The organism is Arthrobacter sp. MP_M4 (genome assembly GCF_035984855.1).
Taxonomy (GTDB): Bacteria; Actinomycetota; Actinomycetes; order Actinomycetales; family Micrococcaceae; genus Arthrobacter.
The window spans coordinates 17,903-38,828 of the sequence record NZ_JAXCHX010000032.1; the positions used below are offsets into that span (position 1 = coordinate 17,903).

Below are 20,926 nucleotides of genomic sequence, written 5' to 3' on the forward strand. Positions count from 1 at the left end.
ACCCGCACGTTCGCGCCCGCCGAGGCAAAGGCGACACCATTGCGCACCATCGCGCGCCGTGAATCGCGCGCCCGACATCCCGAACTAAGCTGTTGGTGCAGCGCGCTAGCCTGCAGCAACATCCGGCACCGCAAATTTGGAGCACCGATAAATCGATGAAGGCTGATTCGCCCCACTGGAAGGTGATGGGCCCGCCTGCGACGCCCGAAGAGGCGGCCGCGCTCGAGGCCTTCCGCGAGGTCCTGCCCGACGACGGGCGCACGACTGCGTGGGTCAACCTGACTTTTATCGACCTGAACAACCGAACCGCCGAGGTCGACGTCCTGCTGCTGACTCCGGTCGGTTTCTTCTGCGTGGAGCTCAAGGGCTGGCACGGGACCATCACCGGCGACTCGCAGCGCTGGTACCAGCCGGGCAAGACGCACCCGAACCCTTTCCTAGTCACCGACCGCAAGGGCAAGCGCCTCGCCTCGCTGCTCAAGTCGTACACGTCGAGCCCGCATATGGAGCGCGCCGTCCCGTGGGTCAACGCGCTCGTCGTGCTCCACGGGCAGGGATCCACGTTCGCGGTCGATGCCTCGGGCCGTGCAGGCGTGATCAAGCTTGATACGTACAACGTCACCTCCAAACCCCCGCTGCAGCGTTTGAGCGAGTTCCTGGCGACGCCGCCGGAGAACCCGAAGGATCTCATCGACCCGCAGCGTGCCCAGCTTGTGCGGCACCTGTGCGACAAGGCGGACTTCCGCCCGACTCCAAAGACGAGGATGGTCGGCGACTTCGCGGTCGCTGACTCCGACGCCGTGGCCGAGGGCGTCGACTGGCAGGACGTGATTGTTACGCACCCGAACCTGCCTCAGTTTAGGCAGCGACTGCGCTTGTATGACGTGCCGCCCAAAGCGTCCTTATCGGAGCGCAAGCGTATCGAGCAACTTGCCCAGCGCGAATACCAGCTCACCTTCGGCATCCGTCACGAGGGGATCGCGGTTCCCCAGCAGTTCCTGGTGACCGACGACGGTCCCGCTCTCGTCTTCGAGTACCAGGATGCTGAACGTCCGCTCGACGCCTTCCTCGCCGACGAAGGCGCCGCGTTCACGCTTGACGACCGCGTCGCCATGGTCGAGCAGCTTGGGGACATACTCCGGTTCGCGCACAACCGCCATCTGTTCCACCGCGCCCTGTCACCTCAGCGGGTGTGGGTGCGTCCCTCGCCGGCCGGTCCCCGACTCGAAGTGCGTGACTGGTACTCGGCGCAGAAGGACCGCGAAACGGGCATTTCGACGGGCTGGACGGTCATCAGCCGTGGCGTGACGGACTTGCTTGGTGTCGCAGGTGCGGTAGACTTGGTGTGGCTCGCACCGGAGGCGCGCCAGTCGGTCACTGACGTGCCCGGCGCTCCCCTGGACGTGTTCGGACTCGGCGCATTGGCGTTCTTGATTCTGACGGGCAAGGCGCCGGGGACGACGATTGTCGAGGTCCAGGAACTCCAGCAGCGGGCGGGACGGTTCGATCCCCGGGCGGTGACCGCAGCCCTTCCGGACACGCTTGCCGAGGTCGTGGCCGACTTGACCTCCGTGGACGAGGCCGCGCGCCCGGCTTCGGTGGAGGACGCGCTGTTACTGGTCCGCATGGCTTGGGACGAGGTGCGCCGACCTGACGACCAGGCCCCACCGGTGGAGATTGAGGATCCGCTCGACGCCCGGACCGGCGACATGATCGGCGAACGGTTCCTTGTGGTCGGTCGCCGCGGCGAGGGCTCGTCGGGCGTTGCCATCGCGGTGCTGGACGACGCCGCAGACGACGACAAGGAGCTAATACTCAAGATCGCCCGCGACGACGCGGCCGGACGCAGACTCGACGTCGAGGCGGAGGTGCTCGGCGGGCTCGAGCACCCGCGCGTGGTCAGACTCGTCGAGACGCTCGAGTTGGGTGGCCGTAACGTCCTGCTGATGTCCGACGCAGGCAGGGAGACTCTCGCCACGCGTCTGGTCAAGGAAGGCCAGTCGACACTGGAGCAGCTGCAGCGTTGGGGGACCGACCTGCTGGAGGCCATGGCCTACCTGGTCGATGTCAAGGGCATCTTCCACCGGGACATCAAGCCCGCGAACCTTGGCATCGCCCCGGATCCCGGCTACCGCAAGCCCCATCTGACCCTGTTCGACTTCTCGTTAGCCCGCGAGCCGCTGGACAATATTGCCTCCGGAACGCCCGGCTACCTTGACCCGTACCTCGGCAAGGGCCGTCGCACTCGCTACGACCGGGCGGCCGAACTGTGGGCAGTCTCGGCGACGCTGTTCGAGATGGCGACCGGCGTGCTGCCCTGGTGGCCCAATGGCGCGAGTGCACCATCCGGTACGGCCGATCGGCCGGTGGTCGAGCCGACGTCGTTCGACCCAGCCGTGGGCGCTCCTCTTGCCGAGCTGTTCCGTAAGGCACTGTCGCCGGACGTCAAAGAGCGGTTCGGTAACGTCGAGGACCTGCTGCACGCTTGGAGCGATGTCTTCGCAAGCCTCGCCCTGGACGTCGACGCTCAGCAGAAGGACGACGAGCTCGCCTCCAAGGTCACGCTCGAGACGTCACTGGAACAGTCCGGTCTGTCAGCGCACGCCCTGTCTGCCTTGCGGCGCCTCGACGGGGTCGTGACGGTTGGTGACGTGCTCGGCGTGCACCCAGTCAAGATCAACGGCATTCGCGGCCTGGGGGAAACCTACCGCAAGGAGATTCAGGCCCGAATCGGCCAGTGGCGCACCGCGCTGAGCCCCGCCGAGCCTGCTCCAGGGGTCGAGGTAGCGCTCGGCGTCGACCGTGTGGTCGACAACCTGCTCGGGATGCTTGCTGCCGAGGACAAGCCGCTAGCGCACGGCCTCCTCGGCCTTGGCGACGGTTCCCCGTGGCCGACGGCGGCCGAGGTTGCGGTTAGCTTCCAGACCTCGCGTGAACGCGTCACCAGCATGCTCGACGACGCAGTGGGCGAGTGGTCGAAAGACAAGCCGTTCCTCGCCGCATGCACCGAGCTGACCAGGATCGTCGCGAATGCCGGGCGCGTCACGACCGTGCCCGAGGCGGTCGCCGCGCTCCTGACCCTGCGTGGCTCCACGCTCGACGGTGCCGCACGTTCGACCTACGGCACTGCCCTTGTACGGGCGATCGTAGAGCTCGACGCGCGCGGCAGCCATCCTGCCTTCGTCCTTCGGCGCCGTGCTGGGGCCAAGGTCGACCTGCTGGCACTGAGCGAGCACGCCGTGACCGAAGAGGAGGGCGGAGCCGCCTCGCCTGCAGACCTGCTCACCGACCTGGCCGGCGAGCTCGGCAGCAAGGCCGACGACCTGGTTGCCGGTGGCGTTGTCGCCGCCAGTACGGCGATCACCGCCCTCCGTGGCGTCGTCAAGGATCTCGACGGCGCCGTCCAGTTTCAGGTGACCGAAACGCGCCTCTTGCGATTGGCTGCGGCTGCGAGCCAGACGGCGGCGGTGTCGGGGTTCCAGGAGCTGTACCCGCGCGAAATGCCCATCAAGGCGGCACTGGAGCACGCGATGCGCGGCAAGCCGGGCCGCTCCATCAGCCAGATGGCGGTCCGGCGCACGCTAAGCGCGCGGTTCCCCCACCTGACTGAGTCGCTGCCGGGCTCCGACCGGCTTAACGCTCTCATGCGCGAGCTGTACCCCGAGCTGGTGAACCGGAACGGTATTTATGAGCCCAAAAGCACCGCGCTGTCCACCACGGGCACAGTGTCGACGACTCAGTTCGCCCCCACACCTGCCGCCGAGATCGCGCGCAAGCTCACTGAATCGCTCGAAAGGCATTCGGCGCTCACTCTCACCGCCGCGCCCAAGCGTTACGTCGCCGCCGCGCGGGCCTTGGCCTCGAAGTTCGACATCGATGTCGTCGACGTCGCCGAACTCGTTATCAGCGCTACCAAGGAGCAGATCGAGAATGCCGGCGGCATCTGGAGCGGTCTGCTCGGCTATGACGCCCTGGACCGTGACAGCAAGCAGTGGAAGGCGCTCGAGGGTGTCGTCCAGACGTCGGTGGAACCCGTCTGGGCAGAACGGCTCAACTCACACCGACCGCTTCTGCTGACCAATGCCGGCCCGCTGGTGCGCTACGGCATGACCTCCATGCTTGCCACCCTGCTGGATACCGGCACTAAACGGCCTGCCGCCCGCTGGCTGCTGGTCGCCAAGGCCGGCGACGCCCGCGCCCCGCTCCTCGAAGGCCGGTCCGTACCGCTGGGCCCGAGCGGCTGGATAGATCTTCCGCGCGACATGGCCCAGCTCGCCGACGACGAGACCACTGAACTTCAGCGCACTAACTCCGGAGATTATGCATGATCGACTCTTCCGCCCTCCTCACCGCTCTCAAGGCACAGTTGCGAACCCTGCAGGCCGACCTGAAGGAGCGTGCTGACGACCCCACTACTACTTGGGGCTCCACCCTCCAGGGGGAGCATGCGGAAGCACTGCGGCGAGAGCGTACCGGGCTCTCGTGGACTGCGTGGCGAGATAACGAAGTCGATCAGGCCGCTGTCGCATGGATCCTCGCCACGACGTTCGTCCGGTTCTGCGAGGACAACGATCTGCTCGTCGGCGCTATCCTGGACGGAATGCCCGTTCCGGTCGGCTGGATCGCCGGGCCCGGCGATCGTATCCTGCGCGCACGCGAGAACCAGACCGCCTACTTCCGCATCAACACCAGCCACCATGACCGCGACTGGCTCCAGCAGTCCTTCCGCGTGTTGGCAGCCCAGCCCGCCGGAGCATCGCTCGTGGACCCCAAGCACAACCCGGTTTGGACCGCAGAGATCAGCGCCGAGGCTGCAAAGGGCCTCGTCGACTTCTGGCGCCGCACCTACGACGACGGCGCACTGGTGCACGACTTCACTGACCCCGGCCTGGACACTCGATTTCTAGGCGACCTGTACCAGGACCTGTCCGACCACGCAAAGAAGACCTACGCGCTCCTGCAGACGCCGGTGTTCGTCGAAGAATTCATCCTCGATCGCACCCTGACCCCCGCGATCGCCGAATTTGGCGTCGACGGGCTCAAGCTGATCGACCCCACCTGCGGATCCGGTCACTTCCTGCTCGGGGCGTTCGAGCGATTGAACCAGCAGTGGGCCACAGAGGCGCCTGGCACGGACCGCAAGCAGCGTGTGCGCAGGGCGATGGACTCCATCCATGGGGTAGACCTCAATCCCTTCGCCGTCGCCATCGCCCGTTTCCGCCTTACTGTCGCTGGAATTCTGGCCGCAGGCGAGAAGTCCATGGTCGGGGTAGAGGAGTGGGGATTCCATCTGGCTATCGGAGACTCGCTCCTCGGCCAGCAAGGCGTCACCAAATCTCTCTTTCGGGACGATACCTATACGTATGCGACCGAGGACCTCGATGAATACGCCGACATCCTCAAGCCCGGGCGATACCACGTCGTCGTAGGGAACCCGCCCTACATCACCGTGAAGGACAAGGTCCTCAACCAAATCTACCGAAAGGCCTACAAAACGGCCGCCGGCAAATACGCGCTGTCGGTGCCGTTCATGGAACTATTCTTCCGTCTCGCGATCAGGGGCGGATCGGGTCAGGGCGCCGGGCACGTCGGGCAAATCACCTCTAACTCTTTCATGAAACGTGAGTTCGGCAAGAAGGTCATCGAGGACCTCTTCGCGGGGCACCACATCGACAACCCTGTCGATCTGACCCACGTCATCGACACGTCGGGCGCCTACATCCCGGGTCATGGGACCCCCACACTTATTCTCGTTGGACGACGACGCCGACCCGTTGCGAGAGAGGTGCGGGCAGTCCTCGGGGTTCGCGGCGAGCCGCGCACGCCAGAGGACGCATCGAAGGGCCTTGTTTGGAGCGAGATCACCGCGAACATCGACAGCCCGGGCTTCGACGGCACCTACGTCAGCGTTGCCGACCTCAGCCGAGACACCCTGTCGACCTTCCCTTGGTCGCTCAGCGGCGGTGGCGCGGGGTCGATGATGGCAATGATCGAGGGTGCGGCGAAGGGCAAGCTCCGCGCGCAAATAGTGTCGATCGGGTTCTCTGCTATTACTGGTGACGACGAATTTCTGACTGCGCCGAATCGTATTGCGGCCAGACTCCGCGACGTAGGTGCACCTCCATTCGTGGTGGGCGATGAAATACGCGACTGGTGCGCTTCGAAGTCGCTTGTGAGTCTAGTGCCGACGGCACTCGACGGTGTTGCACTTGAGCCATCGGTGGAACTTGCCAGGTTTCTCTGGAGAGGACGGACCGTGCTCTCCAACCGCAAGTATTTCGATAAGACGCCGAGCCAACGCGGTCTTCGATGGTTCGAATACGCGATTCAGTTCCCGGCAAGGAACGTGGCCCCCCGAAAGCTGGTGTTCGCGTCTGTGGCGACGCACAACCACTTCGTACTCGACTGTGGCGGAAAGGTCTTCAAGCAGTCCGCGCCGGTAATCAAGCTGCCGGAGGACGCGACCGTGGAACAGCATCTCGAGTTGTTGGCCGTGCTCAATAGCTCTGTGGCGTGTTTCTGGCTCAAGCAGGTCAGCCACAACAAGGGCAGCACGGTTGACACCAGCGGCGCTCGACAGACTCTGGCCCCGTGGGAGGACTTCTACGATTTCACTGGGACGAAGCTTCAGGAGTTTCCGCTCCCTGAGCGCCTTCTTGGAGCGCGAGGTGCGGTCCTGGACGATCTGGCGCGTGCGCTTGACGCGGTGACGCCAAGTTCCGTAATTGCCGATTGGCTCCGAGGCCGTGTAGATGGCGGGCTGGGGGGCTCTCTGGTCCGAGCGCATGAAGAGTCGTCGAGGTTGCGGGAGCGCCTTGTCTTCGAGCAGGAGGAGCTCGACTGGGCGACATACGGGCTCTATGGGCTCGTGGACGAGCCGATGACCTATGACGGTTCCTCTGCTGAGGCGATCCGCCTTGGTCAGCGTGCCTTCGAGATTGCGTTGGCGCGACACGTCGAGGGCGGCGGAGAGGGTGCCGCCTGGTTCGAGAGGCACGGGTCGATTCCGACGGGGGACGTGCCCGCGGAGTGGCCCGCGGACTACCGAGCGCTCTTGGAAAGGCGGCTTGCGCTCATGAAGTCGGACCGGAATATTCGCTTGCTCGAGCGCCCGGAGTACAAGCGTCGATGGGCCATTGCTCCGTGGGGCAATCAGCTCCGGGAGGCGCTGGAAGCGGCGATCCTTGACCGTCTCGAGGATGCGGAGCTGTGGCGCGACTATCAGGGGCCGAGCACCCGTTCGGTGGCCCAGCTGGCGGACCAGTTGCGCAACGACGAGGTCTTGCTCGAACTGGCACGAGAGCTGACGGGTAACTCTGAACCCGATCTCGTGGTGGTAATCAGCTCACTGGCGCCAACTCAAGCCGTTCCTTATCTCGGGGTATACCGGTACAAGCCCTCAGGCCTCGAGAAATTTCACGAGTGGCAGGAGATCTGGGATCTGCAGCGGCGCGAGGACGCGGGGGAGAAGGTGACGATCCCGGTTCCGCCGAAGTACTCGACGCCGGACTTCCAAAAAGTTGAGTACTGGAAGGCCCGCGGGAAGCTCGACGTGCCCAAGGAACGGTTTGTGCTGTATCCGGGCATCGGACGCGAGGGAGACAACAGCCTCGTGCTCGGCTGGGCCGGCTGGAGTTACCGAGACCGGGCGGTCGCGCTGGTCCGCGAGATCTTGAACCAGCAGGCCCTCGGTGCTTCGAACGAAGCCCTGATACCTATGGTTGCCGGGCTGGTCGAGCTCGAGCCGTGGCTACAGCAGTGGCACACCGAGCTCGAACCGGAGTTCGGATCCAGTGCGGCGCAGGCGGTCACCAGCCAGATTGACCAGCTTCTGACCCAGCTGGAAATGACCCGCGACGATGTGAACGCTTGGCGTCCCCCAGCGGCGGCGAGGGGTCGTCGCAGCGCATAATCGACCTTGGATTCCCACACCGTAGTAGACAAGAGACGAAATACCTGATGAACGGATGTCTTCACCGATGAGCACCCCCACCGCAGGCGCCCTGGCGATGATGCTGCGCGACGCTATCGTCGTACCTGAGGCCGTCCATGATGACGACTTCGTCATGCGCATCCACGAGGGCGTCCCGGCCGCCGAGCAAACACTCAAGGACTATGTCGTCACGCAGAAAATCGCCGAGGCGTTCGGCGAGGGCTTGACCCTCGTAAAGTCCGCGCTCACTCGCGGCAACGCCAAGGGTGCGTTCATCCACGGCTCGTTCGGTGCCGGTAAGTCGCACTACATGGCCGTAATGCATTTGCTCCTTACCGGGAACACGCACGCGCGTGCGCTGGAGGGGCTGCAGGCTGTCGTGGCCGAGCATGCGGACGTCCTCGCAAGGAGGTTCCTCGCGGTTGACTATCACCTCATCGGGGCCGAGTCCTTCGAGAGTGCTCTGTTCTCGGGGTACATAAACACCGTCAAGGCGAAGCACCCGGAGGCCGCCGCCCCTGTGCTCCACCAGAGCGCCTTATTGTTCCAGAACGCCCAAGCGCTGCGGGGGCAGATGGGCGACGAGCTCTTCTTCTCGAAATTTGCGGCCGACTTCGACCCTGTGCTTGGTGCCCTGAGCGAGGGCGGGCTGACCGCCCCCGAGCTCGACGCGGCCGCCAACGGCACGGCGAGCGACCGCGACAGGCAAGCGGTGGCCGCGAAGCTCGTGGAGACCTACTTCCCGGCCTATACCTCTACCTCGGCGTGGCTGCCGATCGACCAAGGCTTGCGGATCATGACCGCGCACGCCAAAGGGCTCGGCTACGACGGCTTAGTCCTGTTCCTCGACGAGCTGGTGCTGTGGCTGGCCAACCACCTGCGCGACTCGGCCTTCATCCAGAACGAGACCTCCAAGGTGGCCAAGCTTGTCGAGACCGGGTCGGGCCAGATGGCGATCCCGATGATCTCGTTTGTCGCGCGGCAGCGAGCACTGAAGGAGTTCCTTGGTGGCGGCAACGTCGGCGCCGAGCAAGTCGCGCTCGAAGATTCGTTCCAGTGGTGGGAGGACAGATTCGACAAGATTCCTCTAGCCGCGGCTGACCTTCCGGAGATCGTCAACAAGCGCCTGTTGATCCCCAAATCAGAGGCAGGAAAGACGGCCCTCGCCGCTGCCGTCGCCCGCGTCCGTGCCAACCCGACGGACTGGAAACACCTGCTGACTGATGCAGCCGGTTCGGGCGCCGTCGACTTCGAGAAGGTCTACCCGTTTTCCCCGGCACTCGTGGACGCAATGGTCGCCCTGTCGGCGATCATGCAGCGAGAGCGCACCGCGCTGAAGATCATGAGCGAACTGCTGTACCGGGGGCGTGATGAGCTCACTGTGGGCGACGTCATCCCGGTCGGCGACCTGATCGATGTCGTCGTGCTCGGCGATGCCAAGCCGCTGACGGACGATATGGTCAAGGTCTTCGAGGCGGCAGCCGCGTTCTACCGCGGCAAGATGCTCCCGTACCTGCTGGACAAGCACCATGTCAGCGATGCGGACGCACGGACGCTTGACCGCAACCACCCGTTCCGCCGCGAGGACCGCCTCGCCAAGACCCTCCTCGTCGCTGCGATCGCCCCCGGGGCCACGTCGCTGAAAGACTTGACGGCGTCCAAGCTCGCCGCGCTCAACTTCGGCAGCGTCGTATCGATGTTCGGCGGGAACGTGTCGGGGCAGGTCGTGACCCTGGCCAACGAGTGGCAAGGCAAGTTCTCCGAAATCACAGTCGGCTCGACCGCGGACCCGGTAATCAGCCTGCAGCTCACGGGCGTGGACTTCGACGCGATCCTCGCGCACGTCACGCAGGAGGACTCCCACGCGAACCGCCGCCGAATTATCCGCGACACCCTCGTCGCAGAGATCGGGGCCGTCGCCGCCGGTTCGTTCGCGGGCGAGTACACACTCGACCACATCTGGCGTGGCCAGAAGCAGACAGTCGACGTCGTGTTCGGGAACATCCGGGACAAGGTCGCGCTCCCCGTCGAGGCGCTCAAGGCGTCGGACGGGCGATGGAAGCTCGTGGTCGACTTCCCGTTCGACGACATGGATGACCGCGGACCGTCCGACGACGTCGAGCGCATCTATACGCTTCGGCAGGACGGCATCCTCAGTGACACGATCGCATGGGTGCCGCACTTCCTGACCACGCAGCGCATGGAGGACGTGGGCAAGCTGGTTCAACTCGAATACCTCCTCACAGGCGACCGGTTCGACCAGTACGCCGCGAACCTGCCGGTCAACGACCGCGAGCCAGCGCGCCGATTGCTGGCGGGTCAGCGCGACTCGCTGCGCAGCCAGCTGGCCGCCCTCCTGCGCCAGGCCTACGGCGTCGATGCCAAGAACGAGGAGAACCTGGGGACCTTCGTCGCTGGGACCAACTTCGTCACTCTTGCCGACGGGTTTACACCGATGCAGCCCTCGGTGGCGACGCTACGCGACGCCGTCGCCGGTGTGCTGGGTTCCGCGCTGACCTCCCGATACCCCAAGCACCCAGAGATCGAGCGTGGCATCGAGGAGGTCCGCCGTGCCGAGCTGAATTCCGTGCTTGACCTAGCGCGCCGGGCTGTGGACGCCGGTGGTCGTCTTGCCGGCGTCGACCGGGCGACCGGAACTCGCGTCCGCCGCGTTGTGACCGCTTACGGCGTCGGGGTCCTGCGCGAGACGACTTACGCGCTGGACGCCCAGCAATTCGCTTTCTTCGACGAGTTCACGCGCGCCGCGGGCACAGGTGACGTGACCGTCGGGACTCTGCGGGACGTGCTGGCTGAGCGTGGCATGACGGCCGACGCAATGGACCTGCTCGTCTTGGCATGGGCGAAGATCACCGACCGCGAGTGGTACCGCGCCGGTGCCCGCACACCGGAGCCGGGCATCGGTTCGCTGACCTCGGACATGCTCTTGCGTGAGCCCACGCTGCCGTCCGAGGAGGAGTGGCAGGTCGCGCTGACCCGCGCCAAGGCACTGTTCGGCGTGGCGGCCGACGAGTACCACCTGTCGACCGCCGCGCTGCAGCGCGTAAGCGACGCGCTCATGGGCAAGGTCCGACCAGCGGTACACACAACGGAGGACGCCGCGGCAGAGCTGTCCGCGCACTCCGAGACTCTCGGGCTGGACGAGACCACGGCGCGGTGGCAGACGGTGAGACGCGCACGGGATCTGGTCACCGTCCTTGCCGGGGCCGATGGGCCGGTGGCGAGGATCGAGGCACTTGCCCAATTCGACCTCCCTGCCGAGTCGCAAGCCACCGCCCTTTCGATCAGTGCGTCCGGCGACCTCGTGGCCGCGCTGCGCGGCGCGAACTGGGAGCTGATCGACAGACTGCCGGCATTCGGCGGGGAAATCGCTGCCCGCGCGCTTGCGCAGCTGCGGGAAGTCGGGCGCCAGGCAGAACTGCACGCCCCGCTCAAGCCAGCCCTTGAGACCGCCGCCCGTGAGGCGACCCAGGCGCTTCTCGACGACCCTGACGAGATAGCGCGGCGACGACGGGATGAGGAGGAGCGGCATCGCCGCGAGGCGGAAGACGCTCGTCAGCGAGGAGAGGCGGAGCGAACGGCTGCTGAGGAGCGCGCGGCCCGCGAGGCGCAGCTCCAGCGTGAGCGAGAACGGCTTGAGGCCCAGCGTCACGAGCAGGAGGAGCGCGAGGCGGAGATCGCTCGCAAGGTCGCCGAACTCAACCGGATCCGTCTGGAAGATGAGGAGCGTCAGCGGCAGCGGACAGCTGAGAAGAGCCAGCTGGTCGCACGCGTCGTCGAGGTCCAGGAGATTGGGAGGAAGATCAGCGACGAGCTGGCCAATCCAGTTCCGGGCAAAAAACTACGGGTGAGCTGGAGGTGGGAGTAATCAGCGCCCCGACGGAAGTGACCCGTGCCGTCGCCGTCTCTGAGGCGCTTGTGCGGTCGCGCGCAACCGAGCTCATCGCTAAGGGCGGGGAGTCGCGCGTGCTCGTGATGCGCGCCCAGCCCCGCTGGCACGGCGGGAAGTTGACCATCGACGGTCGGGGTGTACGCGTGGTCGAGGGAATCTCCCAACTGGCGATACTCGACGCCTACGCCTCGCAGACCGACGACGAGTACCTAGTAGTGCTCACCGACCGACCACGCACCGATCTCGGCGACACCGTGCTTTCCCGGGCCTACCGGCAGCAGATCGAGGACCCCGATGAATGGGGAAGTGTTCCTGCACTGTTCGGCGGAGCGCGGGAAGTCAGCCGCGAGTTGCGTCGCCTGGAGTGGGCGGCCACCGCTCTGCTCGACCACGAGCCTGCCGGGGGTTGGGCGCCGTCGACCGACATCGCCGTGACTGCCGAGCACGCCATCGGCGGCCTGCTAGCGCACATGCTGGAGATCGACTCGGGCGACCTTGACGGCGTCATCATTCTCAGCGCACTGAGCCACGGGTCTCGCGCGTCCTGGTCTGCGGTGGATCCGAAGCTGCAAGACCACCTGATCGAGTGGGCCGAGGGGGAGTACGGCACCGCCGCCGGGTTCGCGCTACGCACGGCCGCCGCTCCGGGCGGGCTCGTCAAGCCTCTCGCGCTCGGGCTGGCCATCGACGTGCTGTGGCCTCACCCTGCCGGCGAACTCACCGAGGAGCAGGTCGCCGCGCGCACCAGGTTGCTCGAGCGCTACGTGGGCGGCCGATCCATCACTCCGATACAGGCCCGACAGATCGCCAATGCCTCGGTGTCCGCTGTGCTGCGTCTGTCGAGAGAGGGTGACCCCGAGGGGCGGATGGGGGTGGTACTGGACCAGGCCGAGGCGCTGCTGCGCGATAACCTGGGCTGGCCCGCCGGGGCCGAGCGGTCGGCGATCCTGCGCCCGGGATTCACCGCTCGGCTGCGAGCCCTCGGGCAGGCGCTTGACGTCGGGGCAGGGAGCGAGGAGGCACTGGCGGCAGTGCTCGACCACCGCGAAGCAACCCTGGACGGATACGACCTCGCACCGCGGATGGCCGTGCGACTGGCCCGCTGGCTGGCCACAAATGAGCAGGAGGTGTACACCTTCGGAGGTGACCTGCAGCGGCAGCTCGACGACGGCGCTTGGGTCGACGCGGCCCTCGGCGTGCTCTGGAGTGGCTCTACTGATGCGGAGGTGGGCGCCGCGTATGGTCGACTGATCGAGCGCGTGCGCGCTCGGCGCCGCACGCGCGATGAGGCAGCCGCCTCGCGCTTGGGCGACTCGCCCGCAGAGTCTTCGCTCGCCGAACTGCTGGCCGAAGGACCGGCGCTCGGAATTGAGAATGTTCTTCGCGCCGTCGTGGACCCGTGGAGGTCCCACGGCGGCGTGCTCCTGGTGGTATTGGACGGGATGAGCGGCGCAGTCGCCGTCGACCTTGCAACCGAGGTTGGGCGTTCGGGGCTCGTCGAGTGGGTCCCGGCCGCCACCAAGCGCCGACTTGCTGCGGCAGCTGCGCTGCCGTCGATGACGGGGATTTCGCGCACAAGTCTGTTGTGCGGCGAGATTCGGGGCGGCAACTCGACGACGGAGAAGTCCGGCCTGGCAGTGGCGTTCCCTCGTGCGCGGGTGTTCCACAAGGGCGAGCTGCGGGCCACAGGTGGGGCTCAACTCGCGGAGATCGTCGCGGCGGCGATCGCCGACCCGGCCGTCCCCGTAGTCGGCGTGGTCATCAACGCCATTGACGACGCGACGCACAAAACCGACACTGCCGGTCGGCCTTGGGCCCTAGGGGACCTGGAGCCGCTGCGAGCGCTGCTCAATGCCGCGTCGATCGCCGGACGCGCCGTCGTGCTCACCTCAGACCACGGCCACGTCGTCGAGCGGCGGACCGAGATGCTGTCCTCCGTGGCTGGCGGCGATGCGCGCTGGCGACCGGCAAATTCAGGCGCGGTCAAAGATGGCGAGGTGCTGGTGAGCGGGCACCGCGTGGCGCTCGACGCCGGCGAGGCCGTACTCCTGTGGCGTGATGACGCACGTTACGGGCCAGCTCGGGCCGGGTACCACGGTGGTGCGTCGTTGGCCGAGCTGACAGTGCCGGTGCTGGTGTACCAGCGGTCGCTGGCGCAGTCGGCGCCAGATGGCTGGGAGGAGGCGCCACCGCAGGCACCCGCTTGGTGGAACGACCCGGTCATCGAGACGACGCCCGCGCCTCCGGCTGTCCCGGTTAGGAAAACGCGCAAGAAGCCCGCTGCCGAGAAGGCGGTGCCTACGTTGTTTGAGTCCGACGGGCTGCATGCTCCAGCGGCGGCGAAGTCGGACGACCTCGTCACCCGGGTGCTTGGGTCATCGGTCTATTCCGAGCAGATGGGGCTCGCCGGGCGCGCAGCTACCGGCGCCGGATCGCTCGTGGAAGTGGTGCTGCGCATGCTGGTGGACCGCGGCGGGCGAGCGCACCAGGACACGGTCGCGTCGGCCGCAGGGCTGTCTTACGCTGGCATTGGGCAAGGGCTGGCCGTGGTCAAACGCGTCCTGAACGTCGAGGGCTACGACATCCTGTCCTACGACACCGATGGTGAGACTCTGCGGCTCGACATCGACCTGCTCAAAGACCAGTTCGGAGTGGTGTGATGGCGGAGGTTGCGATCAGCTCGCGGCGGCGCAGGGAGATCATCAACGCCCTGCGCCGCGGCACAGTGCCGCAACAAGGGCTCGACGTCATGGCTGTGGGGCTCGGCAGCTTCGAGGCCGCGATCGACGGCGAGCTGGACGCGGTAAAACAGGGGGCAGCTCAGTTCAAAGCCGTCCGGGGTGAATACGGTTCCGGCAAGACGTTCTTCTCGCGCTGGCTCACAGAGCGGGCCAAGAAAAAGAACTTCGCGACAGCCGAGATCCAGATCTCCGACACCGAGACGCCGCTGTACAAGTTGGAGAAGGTATACCGGCGCATCATCGAGAACCTTTCGACGCCTACCGTCTCCAGCGGAGCCTTCAGCGACGTCATCGACGGCTGGTTATACGTGCTCGGACAGGACGTCCAGGGCGCTGGCCCCGCTGACGCTGCTGACCTGGAGGATCGGACCGACGAGTTGCTCGAAAAGCGCCTCGCATCGGTGTCAAGGGAAGCACCCGCGTTCGCCATGGCGCTGCGTGCGTACCGCCAGATGAACGCAAGTGCGAACAACGCAGAAGCGGATGCCCTTCTGGCATGGCTCGGTGGTCAGCCGCACGTCTCTGCCGGCGCACGCCGGTCGGCTGGCGTGCGAGGCGAGCTCGACCACTTTGGCGCGCTAGGGTTCCTCCAAGGGCTCCTGACCGTGCTGCGCGACTCGGACTATGCGGGGCTGGTAATCGTCCTGGACGAGGTCGAGACTCTCCAGCGAATGCGATCCGACGTTCGCGAGAAGTCGCTCAATGCGCTGCGCCAGCTCATGGACGAGGTCGACAGCGGCCGTTTCCCAGGCCTTTACCTCCTCATGACGGGGACACCGGCCTTCTACGACGGCCATCAAGGCGTCCAGCGACTTGCGCCGCTTGCCCAGCGGTTGCAGACGGACTTCGCGACCGACGCGCGATTCGACAACCCACGAGCGACGCAGATCCGCCTGCGCGGGTTCACCCCTGAGTCGTTGGTAGAGCTCGGCAGCCGCGTCCGCGACATCTACGCCACGGGGACCGAGACTGCCGAGCGCATCCACGCGGTCGTCGATGACGCCTATATCGCTGACCTCGCCGGTGCAGTCGCTGGCGAACTCGGCAGCAGGACGGGGGTGGCGCCTCGCATATTCCTGAAGAAGCTGGTCGCCGACGTACTCGATCGCGTCGATCAGTTCCCGGACTTTGACCCTCGCAAACACTACGAGCTCACGCTCAGCGTCTCCGAGCTCACCGACGTCGAACGGGAAGCTCAGACCCGCGGTGACCTGCGCGCAGCGTCATCCGTCGACGACGTCGACATAGGCTTCTAGCACCATGACAAGCGGCACCGGCCTTGACGAGGCTATCGAGTACCACGTCGTCAACTCGCTGGGTTGGTCCAACCTGCGCCCCCTGCAGGCTGCCTCGGTTGAGCCCGTGCGATCGGGCGCCGATTGCGTGCTCATCGCGCCCACGGCCGGCGGCAAGACCGAGGCAGTCGTCTTTCCGCTGCTCTCCTCGATGGTTGGGGAGCGGTGGCGCGGACTGACCGTCCTGTACGTGACACCGCTACGGGCGCTGCTGAACAACCTGTACCCACGCATCACGAAGTACGGCGATTGGCTTGGCCGCCGCGTCGGACTTTGGCACGGCGACATCGGCGAAACCGCGCGCAGGCGCATCCTCGCCGACCCGCCGGACATCTTGCTGACCACACCCGAATCACTCGAAGCGATGCTCGTCTCGCGACGCGTCGAGCACGATCGGTTGTTCTCGGGGCTGCGAGCCATCGTCGTCGACGAATTGCACTCGTTCGCGTCCTCTGACCGCGGATGGCACCTGCTCGGGGTTCTGGCTCGCCTGGAACGGATAGCAGGGCGCCCGATCCAGAGGGTCGGGCTGTCGGCGACGGTCGGCAACCCGGAGGAGATCGGGCGCTGGCTACAAGGTGGCGAGGCCGCGACGGGGCTGGGCGAACGGGAACTTCGGGTGGTCTCGGAGGCGACAGCGGCATCTGCGCCCGAGCCTGAGGTTATGCTCGACTACGTCGGCTCGGTGGCCAACGCAGCGAAGGTCGTCGCAGCACTCCACCGCGGCGAGAAGCGGCTCGTCTTTTGCGAGTCACGTAGGGTCAGCGAGCAGCTTGCGTTCGAGCTGCGCACGCTCGGCGTTGAGACGTTTGTGTCCCACTCGTCGCTCTCCGCGGACGAGCGGCGCAGGTCAGAGCAGGCATTTGCCGAGACTCAGAACACCGTCATCGTCGCCACCTCGACGCTCGAGCTCGGGATCGACATCGGCGACCTAGACCGCGTCATCCAGATCGACGCGCCACGAACTGTTGCCTCATTCCTCCAGAGGCTTGGGCGAACGGGACGCCGACCAGGGACGAGGCGCAACACGTTGTTCCTAGCCACAAGTTCTGACACGTTGCTCGAGGCCGCAGGCATCCTCCTTCTGTGGAAGCGGGGCTTCGTCGAAGATGTCACGCCGCCGCCACACCCGCGACACCTCACCGCCCAGCAGCTTCTGGCGCTCGCCTTGCAGGAAGGCGCCTATGGGGCCACCACATGGCGGGAGTGGTGGGGATCGTTGAGACTAATGGACGACGGCGATGAAGTGCTCGGTTACTTGCGAGACAAAGGCTTCCTCGTCGAGGACGGCGGACTGCTCATGATTGGGCCGGCCGCCGAGAAGTCTTTCGGCCGCCGTCACTTTATGGACCTGCTCAGCTCATTCAACGCCGAGAAGGAACTGCGTGTGATGAGCGGGAACAAGGAACTCGGGTTCATTTCACCACTGGCGTTGCCACGCGAAGGCTCCGAGAAGCTCGACGGCAAGCCCATCCTCATGAACAGTCGGGCCTGGCATGTCGAGCACGTGAACTGGGAGCGGTTCGAAGTCCTCGTCAGCCCGGTCACCTACAAGGGCGACGTCCGGTGGCAAAGCGACGCAATCGCGCTGTCGTTCGAGATGATGCGAGCGCAACGGGATGTGGTTCTCGGCGAAACGCTAGATGTGCCGCTGTCACGGCGAGCGAGCGAGTGGCTGGAGCGCGTCCGCCATGCGCGGTTTAACCAGGTCTCACGGGACGGGCTCGTTCTCGAGCGGTCGGGGCACGACACCCACCTTTGGACCTGGGCGGGGCTCAAGGCCAACGAGACACTGCGCGCCGGCCTGGGAGGAGCGGAGGGGCAGTCGTACAACGACGTCATGGTTCTGCGCGGCGCGGGGGATCTGGGGAGGCTCGCAGAGATCTCGTTCGACGACGTAGTACCGCGCATCCCTGTGGAGATGGTGGAGAACCTGAAGTTTTCGGCGGCGCTGCCAGAAGCGACGGCTATCAAGACGCTCTCGGAACGGTTCGCCGACGGGGCAGGTGCAGCAGCGGTTGCAGCGGATCACATGACACGTATAGCCGATCGGAGCGACTCCTGAACAGGGCGCGGCTGTGCAGCAGGTGGGAGACTGCACCTGCTCGTGGACGCTGCTCAACGACCACGAGCAGGTGCAGGCTGCAGAACAGTACGCCTTACGGGCGAGCCCGGCCACTGCCAGGCGCTGTGACGACACACGCCAAACTTAGTGGTCATGAGCGGTGCCTTCTGAAGAGGGTTGACCAAGTCAATATCGGGCTAAAGATGACTCCGGAAACATCGTCGCCGTAGTCGAAGGAACCATGGGCCGTGAAACCCTGGGGCGGAGGCTGACATCGTCGATGTGCCCCCGCCCCAGGCTGCCCGATTAGGGGGCCGGAACCTGGATTGTGGATCGCGAATGTGGTGCATAAACCAGTGCGAACGTGGACTGAGGACTAAGTCGGTTTTACCCGATGATCCGCAAGCGCCGCGGAAGCTGAGTGTCGCCGGCACGGCCAACGCCCGACCCGAGCGGCCGTCCTTTGGCTGTCTTCGGTTTAGCCGGGGCAGGGTGAGGGACCTGCTCACCGGCCCTGTCCATCGGGCTCCCGATGAGGGGTGTGTAGTCTTTCCCGGCCTCGCGGAGCCAGTGGGGAGTGGCTCCGAGTAACGGTGCGTTGTCGATGACGGCGGTCGCGTCGAAGGTCTTCCACGGCTCGAATTTCTGTTCGTCGAGGAGCCCTCGGGGGACCCACTTGGCGGCGCCCTTTCCGTGACCTATGGCGAAATCTGCTTCGAGTCGGAAGAAATTTACGCTCAATTCGTGGCGGGCAGGGAACCAGTCTGCCCAGGAGGCTACACCGATGCGTGCGGCGGGCGAGTCTATTCCCGTTCCAGGGAAGTCGCGCAGGACGTTGCCGACAGCGTTGCGGATTGCCGTAAGAGGGTTCTTTCCGTCCTTACGGTCGGGGTGCGGGGCAGCCACGAAAACGAGAACCAACCCCGCCGTCTCGAGCGGGTGCGCCGCGAGAGCCTCCGCCCACCGACGGACCTTGCTCTCCAGGCCTCGTGAGGCGGTGGCCGTGATCTCGTAGGCGATACGAAGGCCGTCGGTGCGCACCACTACGCCATCGGCGCGGCGATTGTCCGGTTTCTTCACGGTCTTCCCAAGCCCGCTGCCGAGTAGCAGATCCACGGACGCGAAAGTTTCGCCCATGACCGTTCCTATGGGCAGCGCCTCGGCGGCTCTCAGGGCTAGCTCGGCTGCCAGGACGTTGTGCCTATCGTATTGTCCGCCGGAGGACCAGGGCTGGCCGCCTGTCACGGTCAGCGCCTCGGGGCCGGTCAGGGTTGGCTCGACAAGCCGCCGGAAAACGTCCGTCGCTGCCGGCCGGTAAAGGATGTTGCGGCCGGGCTTGATGCCCGCATACTGGCGGGGAACCGGAAACCAGCCGAGATCCACGAGATCAGCAGAGAATGAAGCGGCCAGGGGCGCGCTGCGGTAGTCCAGGAACTTCAAGCATCCGGTGAACGCAGCGAGCTGTTCAGCGGTGACGGTGCGGTACGCGTGCATGACGGACCAAGCGTTCTGGCGCGTGACCCGGCCACGATTTGTGGTCAGGAGGCGCAGGTGTTCGTCTTCTTCCATGAGGAGGCGCGGCGGGACGCCGGGTGCGGCTCCATGGTCACGGCGATAACGTTCGCCATAGGCCGTCGTCCAGTTCGCCATGCTGCCTGGAACCCACAGCTCATCCCAGTACGGGTCGACTCGCTGGCCGGTAGAGACGGCATCCAGGGCGCACACGGAGGGCAACATCGACGCGTGGATGCTTTCGGGCGTCTTCCGCCGCGGGTACTGCGCGCTCACTGGGAACACCTGCCCGCCGTCTTGGCGAAGGCCACGGACGGAGAGGCATTCTGGACGTCTCTTCTCGTTCTCCCGGCACCGGTCCCGGTGCAGGGAAATGCGGGAATGGCCTGGACATGCGATCCTCGGTCCGTACGGGAGGATCTCTTCGATGACGACGGCGTGTGCCGCAAAAGGTTGCTCATGCTAAGGAACATGCGTAGACGCAGGGATAAGGGCCCCCGCCGGGAAACATCACCGATTTGTGGCTCTGATTCTGTCAGAAGCGCGGCTGCAAAATGCCGCAAATCCTCCCAACTCGGACCTGGAAGGAGTCTTCTGTTTCCCTTACTTCCAGGTGCTGTTTCTGGAGGGCGTCCATGGCAGGTGGGCCATATTGCTATTCACTGATGGCAGGAAGGACATCGTTGCGGCATGTGGCGGGGCCGCTGGCGGTGGTCGGCGCGTCGGGGGACGGTTTTGTGAGCCGCCTGAAACGGACAGTTCCTGAGTGCCCAGGTTTCGAAGTTGGAGAGTCAGCGAGACTCCCATGGTCCTTCGGTGGACGTCTGCGACAGCCGCATCCGGTACGGCGCTAGGGACTCGGTGGCAGTTGGGTGGGGTGGTCGAGCTGGCAGCGGTTAGAGATCGTGGGCGAGACTCGTCAGAGTCGAACCTCCTTTTATGGCGTCCCCTCTCGACAACACTCTCGCGTCAAGGATTGTCGGCTATCGCCGGCTGCGTGGGTGGAGAGTATTCGCCAGCACGCGGCCCGGTTAGCGTTCATTCAACGCTCAGTCTGACTGAAGGGTGACAGACACCGTAACCCGGCCAGACAATCAACCGAATTCTGAAGGAACGCTCGGCGGCTGGGGATGGCCACGATCGAAGGGGAGCCTAGGCTGGAAACGGCAAGTGAAACCAAGGGAAGCGCCAGTGCGGCACCAAGGGCAGGAACAGAGAGCCCGCGGTCATGCAGCCGGTGGACTCGGGTGCAGTGGCCAGGCCTCTGATCGTCCGGAAGTCTAGGGCGCCTGTAAGAGACCAGACGCAACGATACCCACGACCTGTCCGCGCTGATGATCGCTGGCCTTGATTGGGCCCCCGTTAGCAGTCCGGATGCTCCGGGTCCCTCTTGGTGGACCGGCTATATGTGAGAGGTGGATAGTGACTTCGAGGAGGTCATGAAATGCCTTTTGAATATCCTGCATCTGT

At 65.4% G+C, this 20,926-nt stretch carries 7 protein-coding genes; 6 read left to right on the forward strand and 1 reads right to left on the reverse strand.

The window, feature by feature from the left end:
- Positions 1 to 95 precede the first annotated feature (95 nt).
- The 6 genes from pglW (at position 96) to RCH15_RS17395 (ending at position 17,944) form a co-directional block, all read left to right on the forward strand.
- Entirely contained in the window at positions 96 to 4,328 is a 4,233-nt protein-coding gene (pglW, locus tag RCH15_RS17370; protein ID WP_326961906.1) for a BREX system serine/threonine kinase PglW, read from the forward strand.
- Complete coding sequence (gene pglX, locus RCH15_RS17375; protein ID WP_326961900.1) at positions 4,325 to 7,912, forward strand: BREX-2 system adenine-specific DNA-methyltransferase PglX; 3,588 nt, start codon at positions 4,325 to 4,327, stop codon at positions 7,910 to 7,912. Before pglW ends, pglX begins: the two co-directional genes overlap by 4 nt.
- A gap of 67 nt (positions 7,913 to 7,979) precedes the next feature.
- Positions 7,980 to 11,819, forward strand: coding sequence for a DUF6079 family protein (locus tag RCH15_RS17380; protein ID WP_326961901.1), 3,840 nt, complete (start codon positions 7,980 to 7,982; stop codon positions 11,817 to 11,819).
- 50 nt (positions 11,820 to 11,869) lie between these two features.
- Positions 11,870 to 14,503, forward strand: coding sequence for a BREX-2 system phosphatase PglZ (gene pglZ, locus RCH15_RS17385; RefSeq protein ID WP_326961907.1), 2,634 nt, complete (start codon positions 11,870 to 11,872; stop codon positions 14,501 to 14,503).
- On the forward strand, positions 14,503 to 15,840 hold the full coding sequence (gene brxD / locus RCH15_RS17390) for a BREX system ATP-binding protein BrxD (RefSeq protein WP_326961902.1): 1,338 nt from the start codon (positions 14,503 to 14,505) through the stop codon (positions 15,838 to 15,840). The genes pglZ and brxD overlap by 1 nt, the downstream gene beginning before the upstream one ends.
- A gap of 4 nt (positions 15,841 to 15,844) precedes the next feature.
- Positions 15,845 to 17,944 (forward strand): DEAD/DEAH box helicase, encoded by a 2,100-nt coding sequence (locus RCH15_RS17395; protein ID WP_326961903.1) that lies wholly within the window; start codon positions 15,845 to 15,847, stop codon positions 17,942 to 17,944.
- Positions 17,945 to 18,331: 387 nt separating this feature from the next.
- Here RCH15_RS17395 and RCH15_RS17400 read toward each other — a convergent pair whose 3' ends face one another.
- Positions 18,332 to 19,732, reverse strand: coding sequence for a hypothetical protein (locus RCH15_RS17400; protein WP_326961904.1), 1,401 nt, complete (start codon positions 19,730 to 19,732; stop codon positions 18,332 to 18,334).
- Positions 19,733 to 20,926: the final 1,194 nt, after the last annotated feature.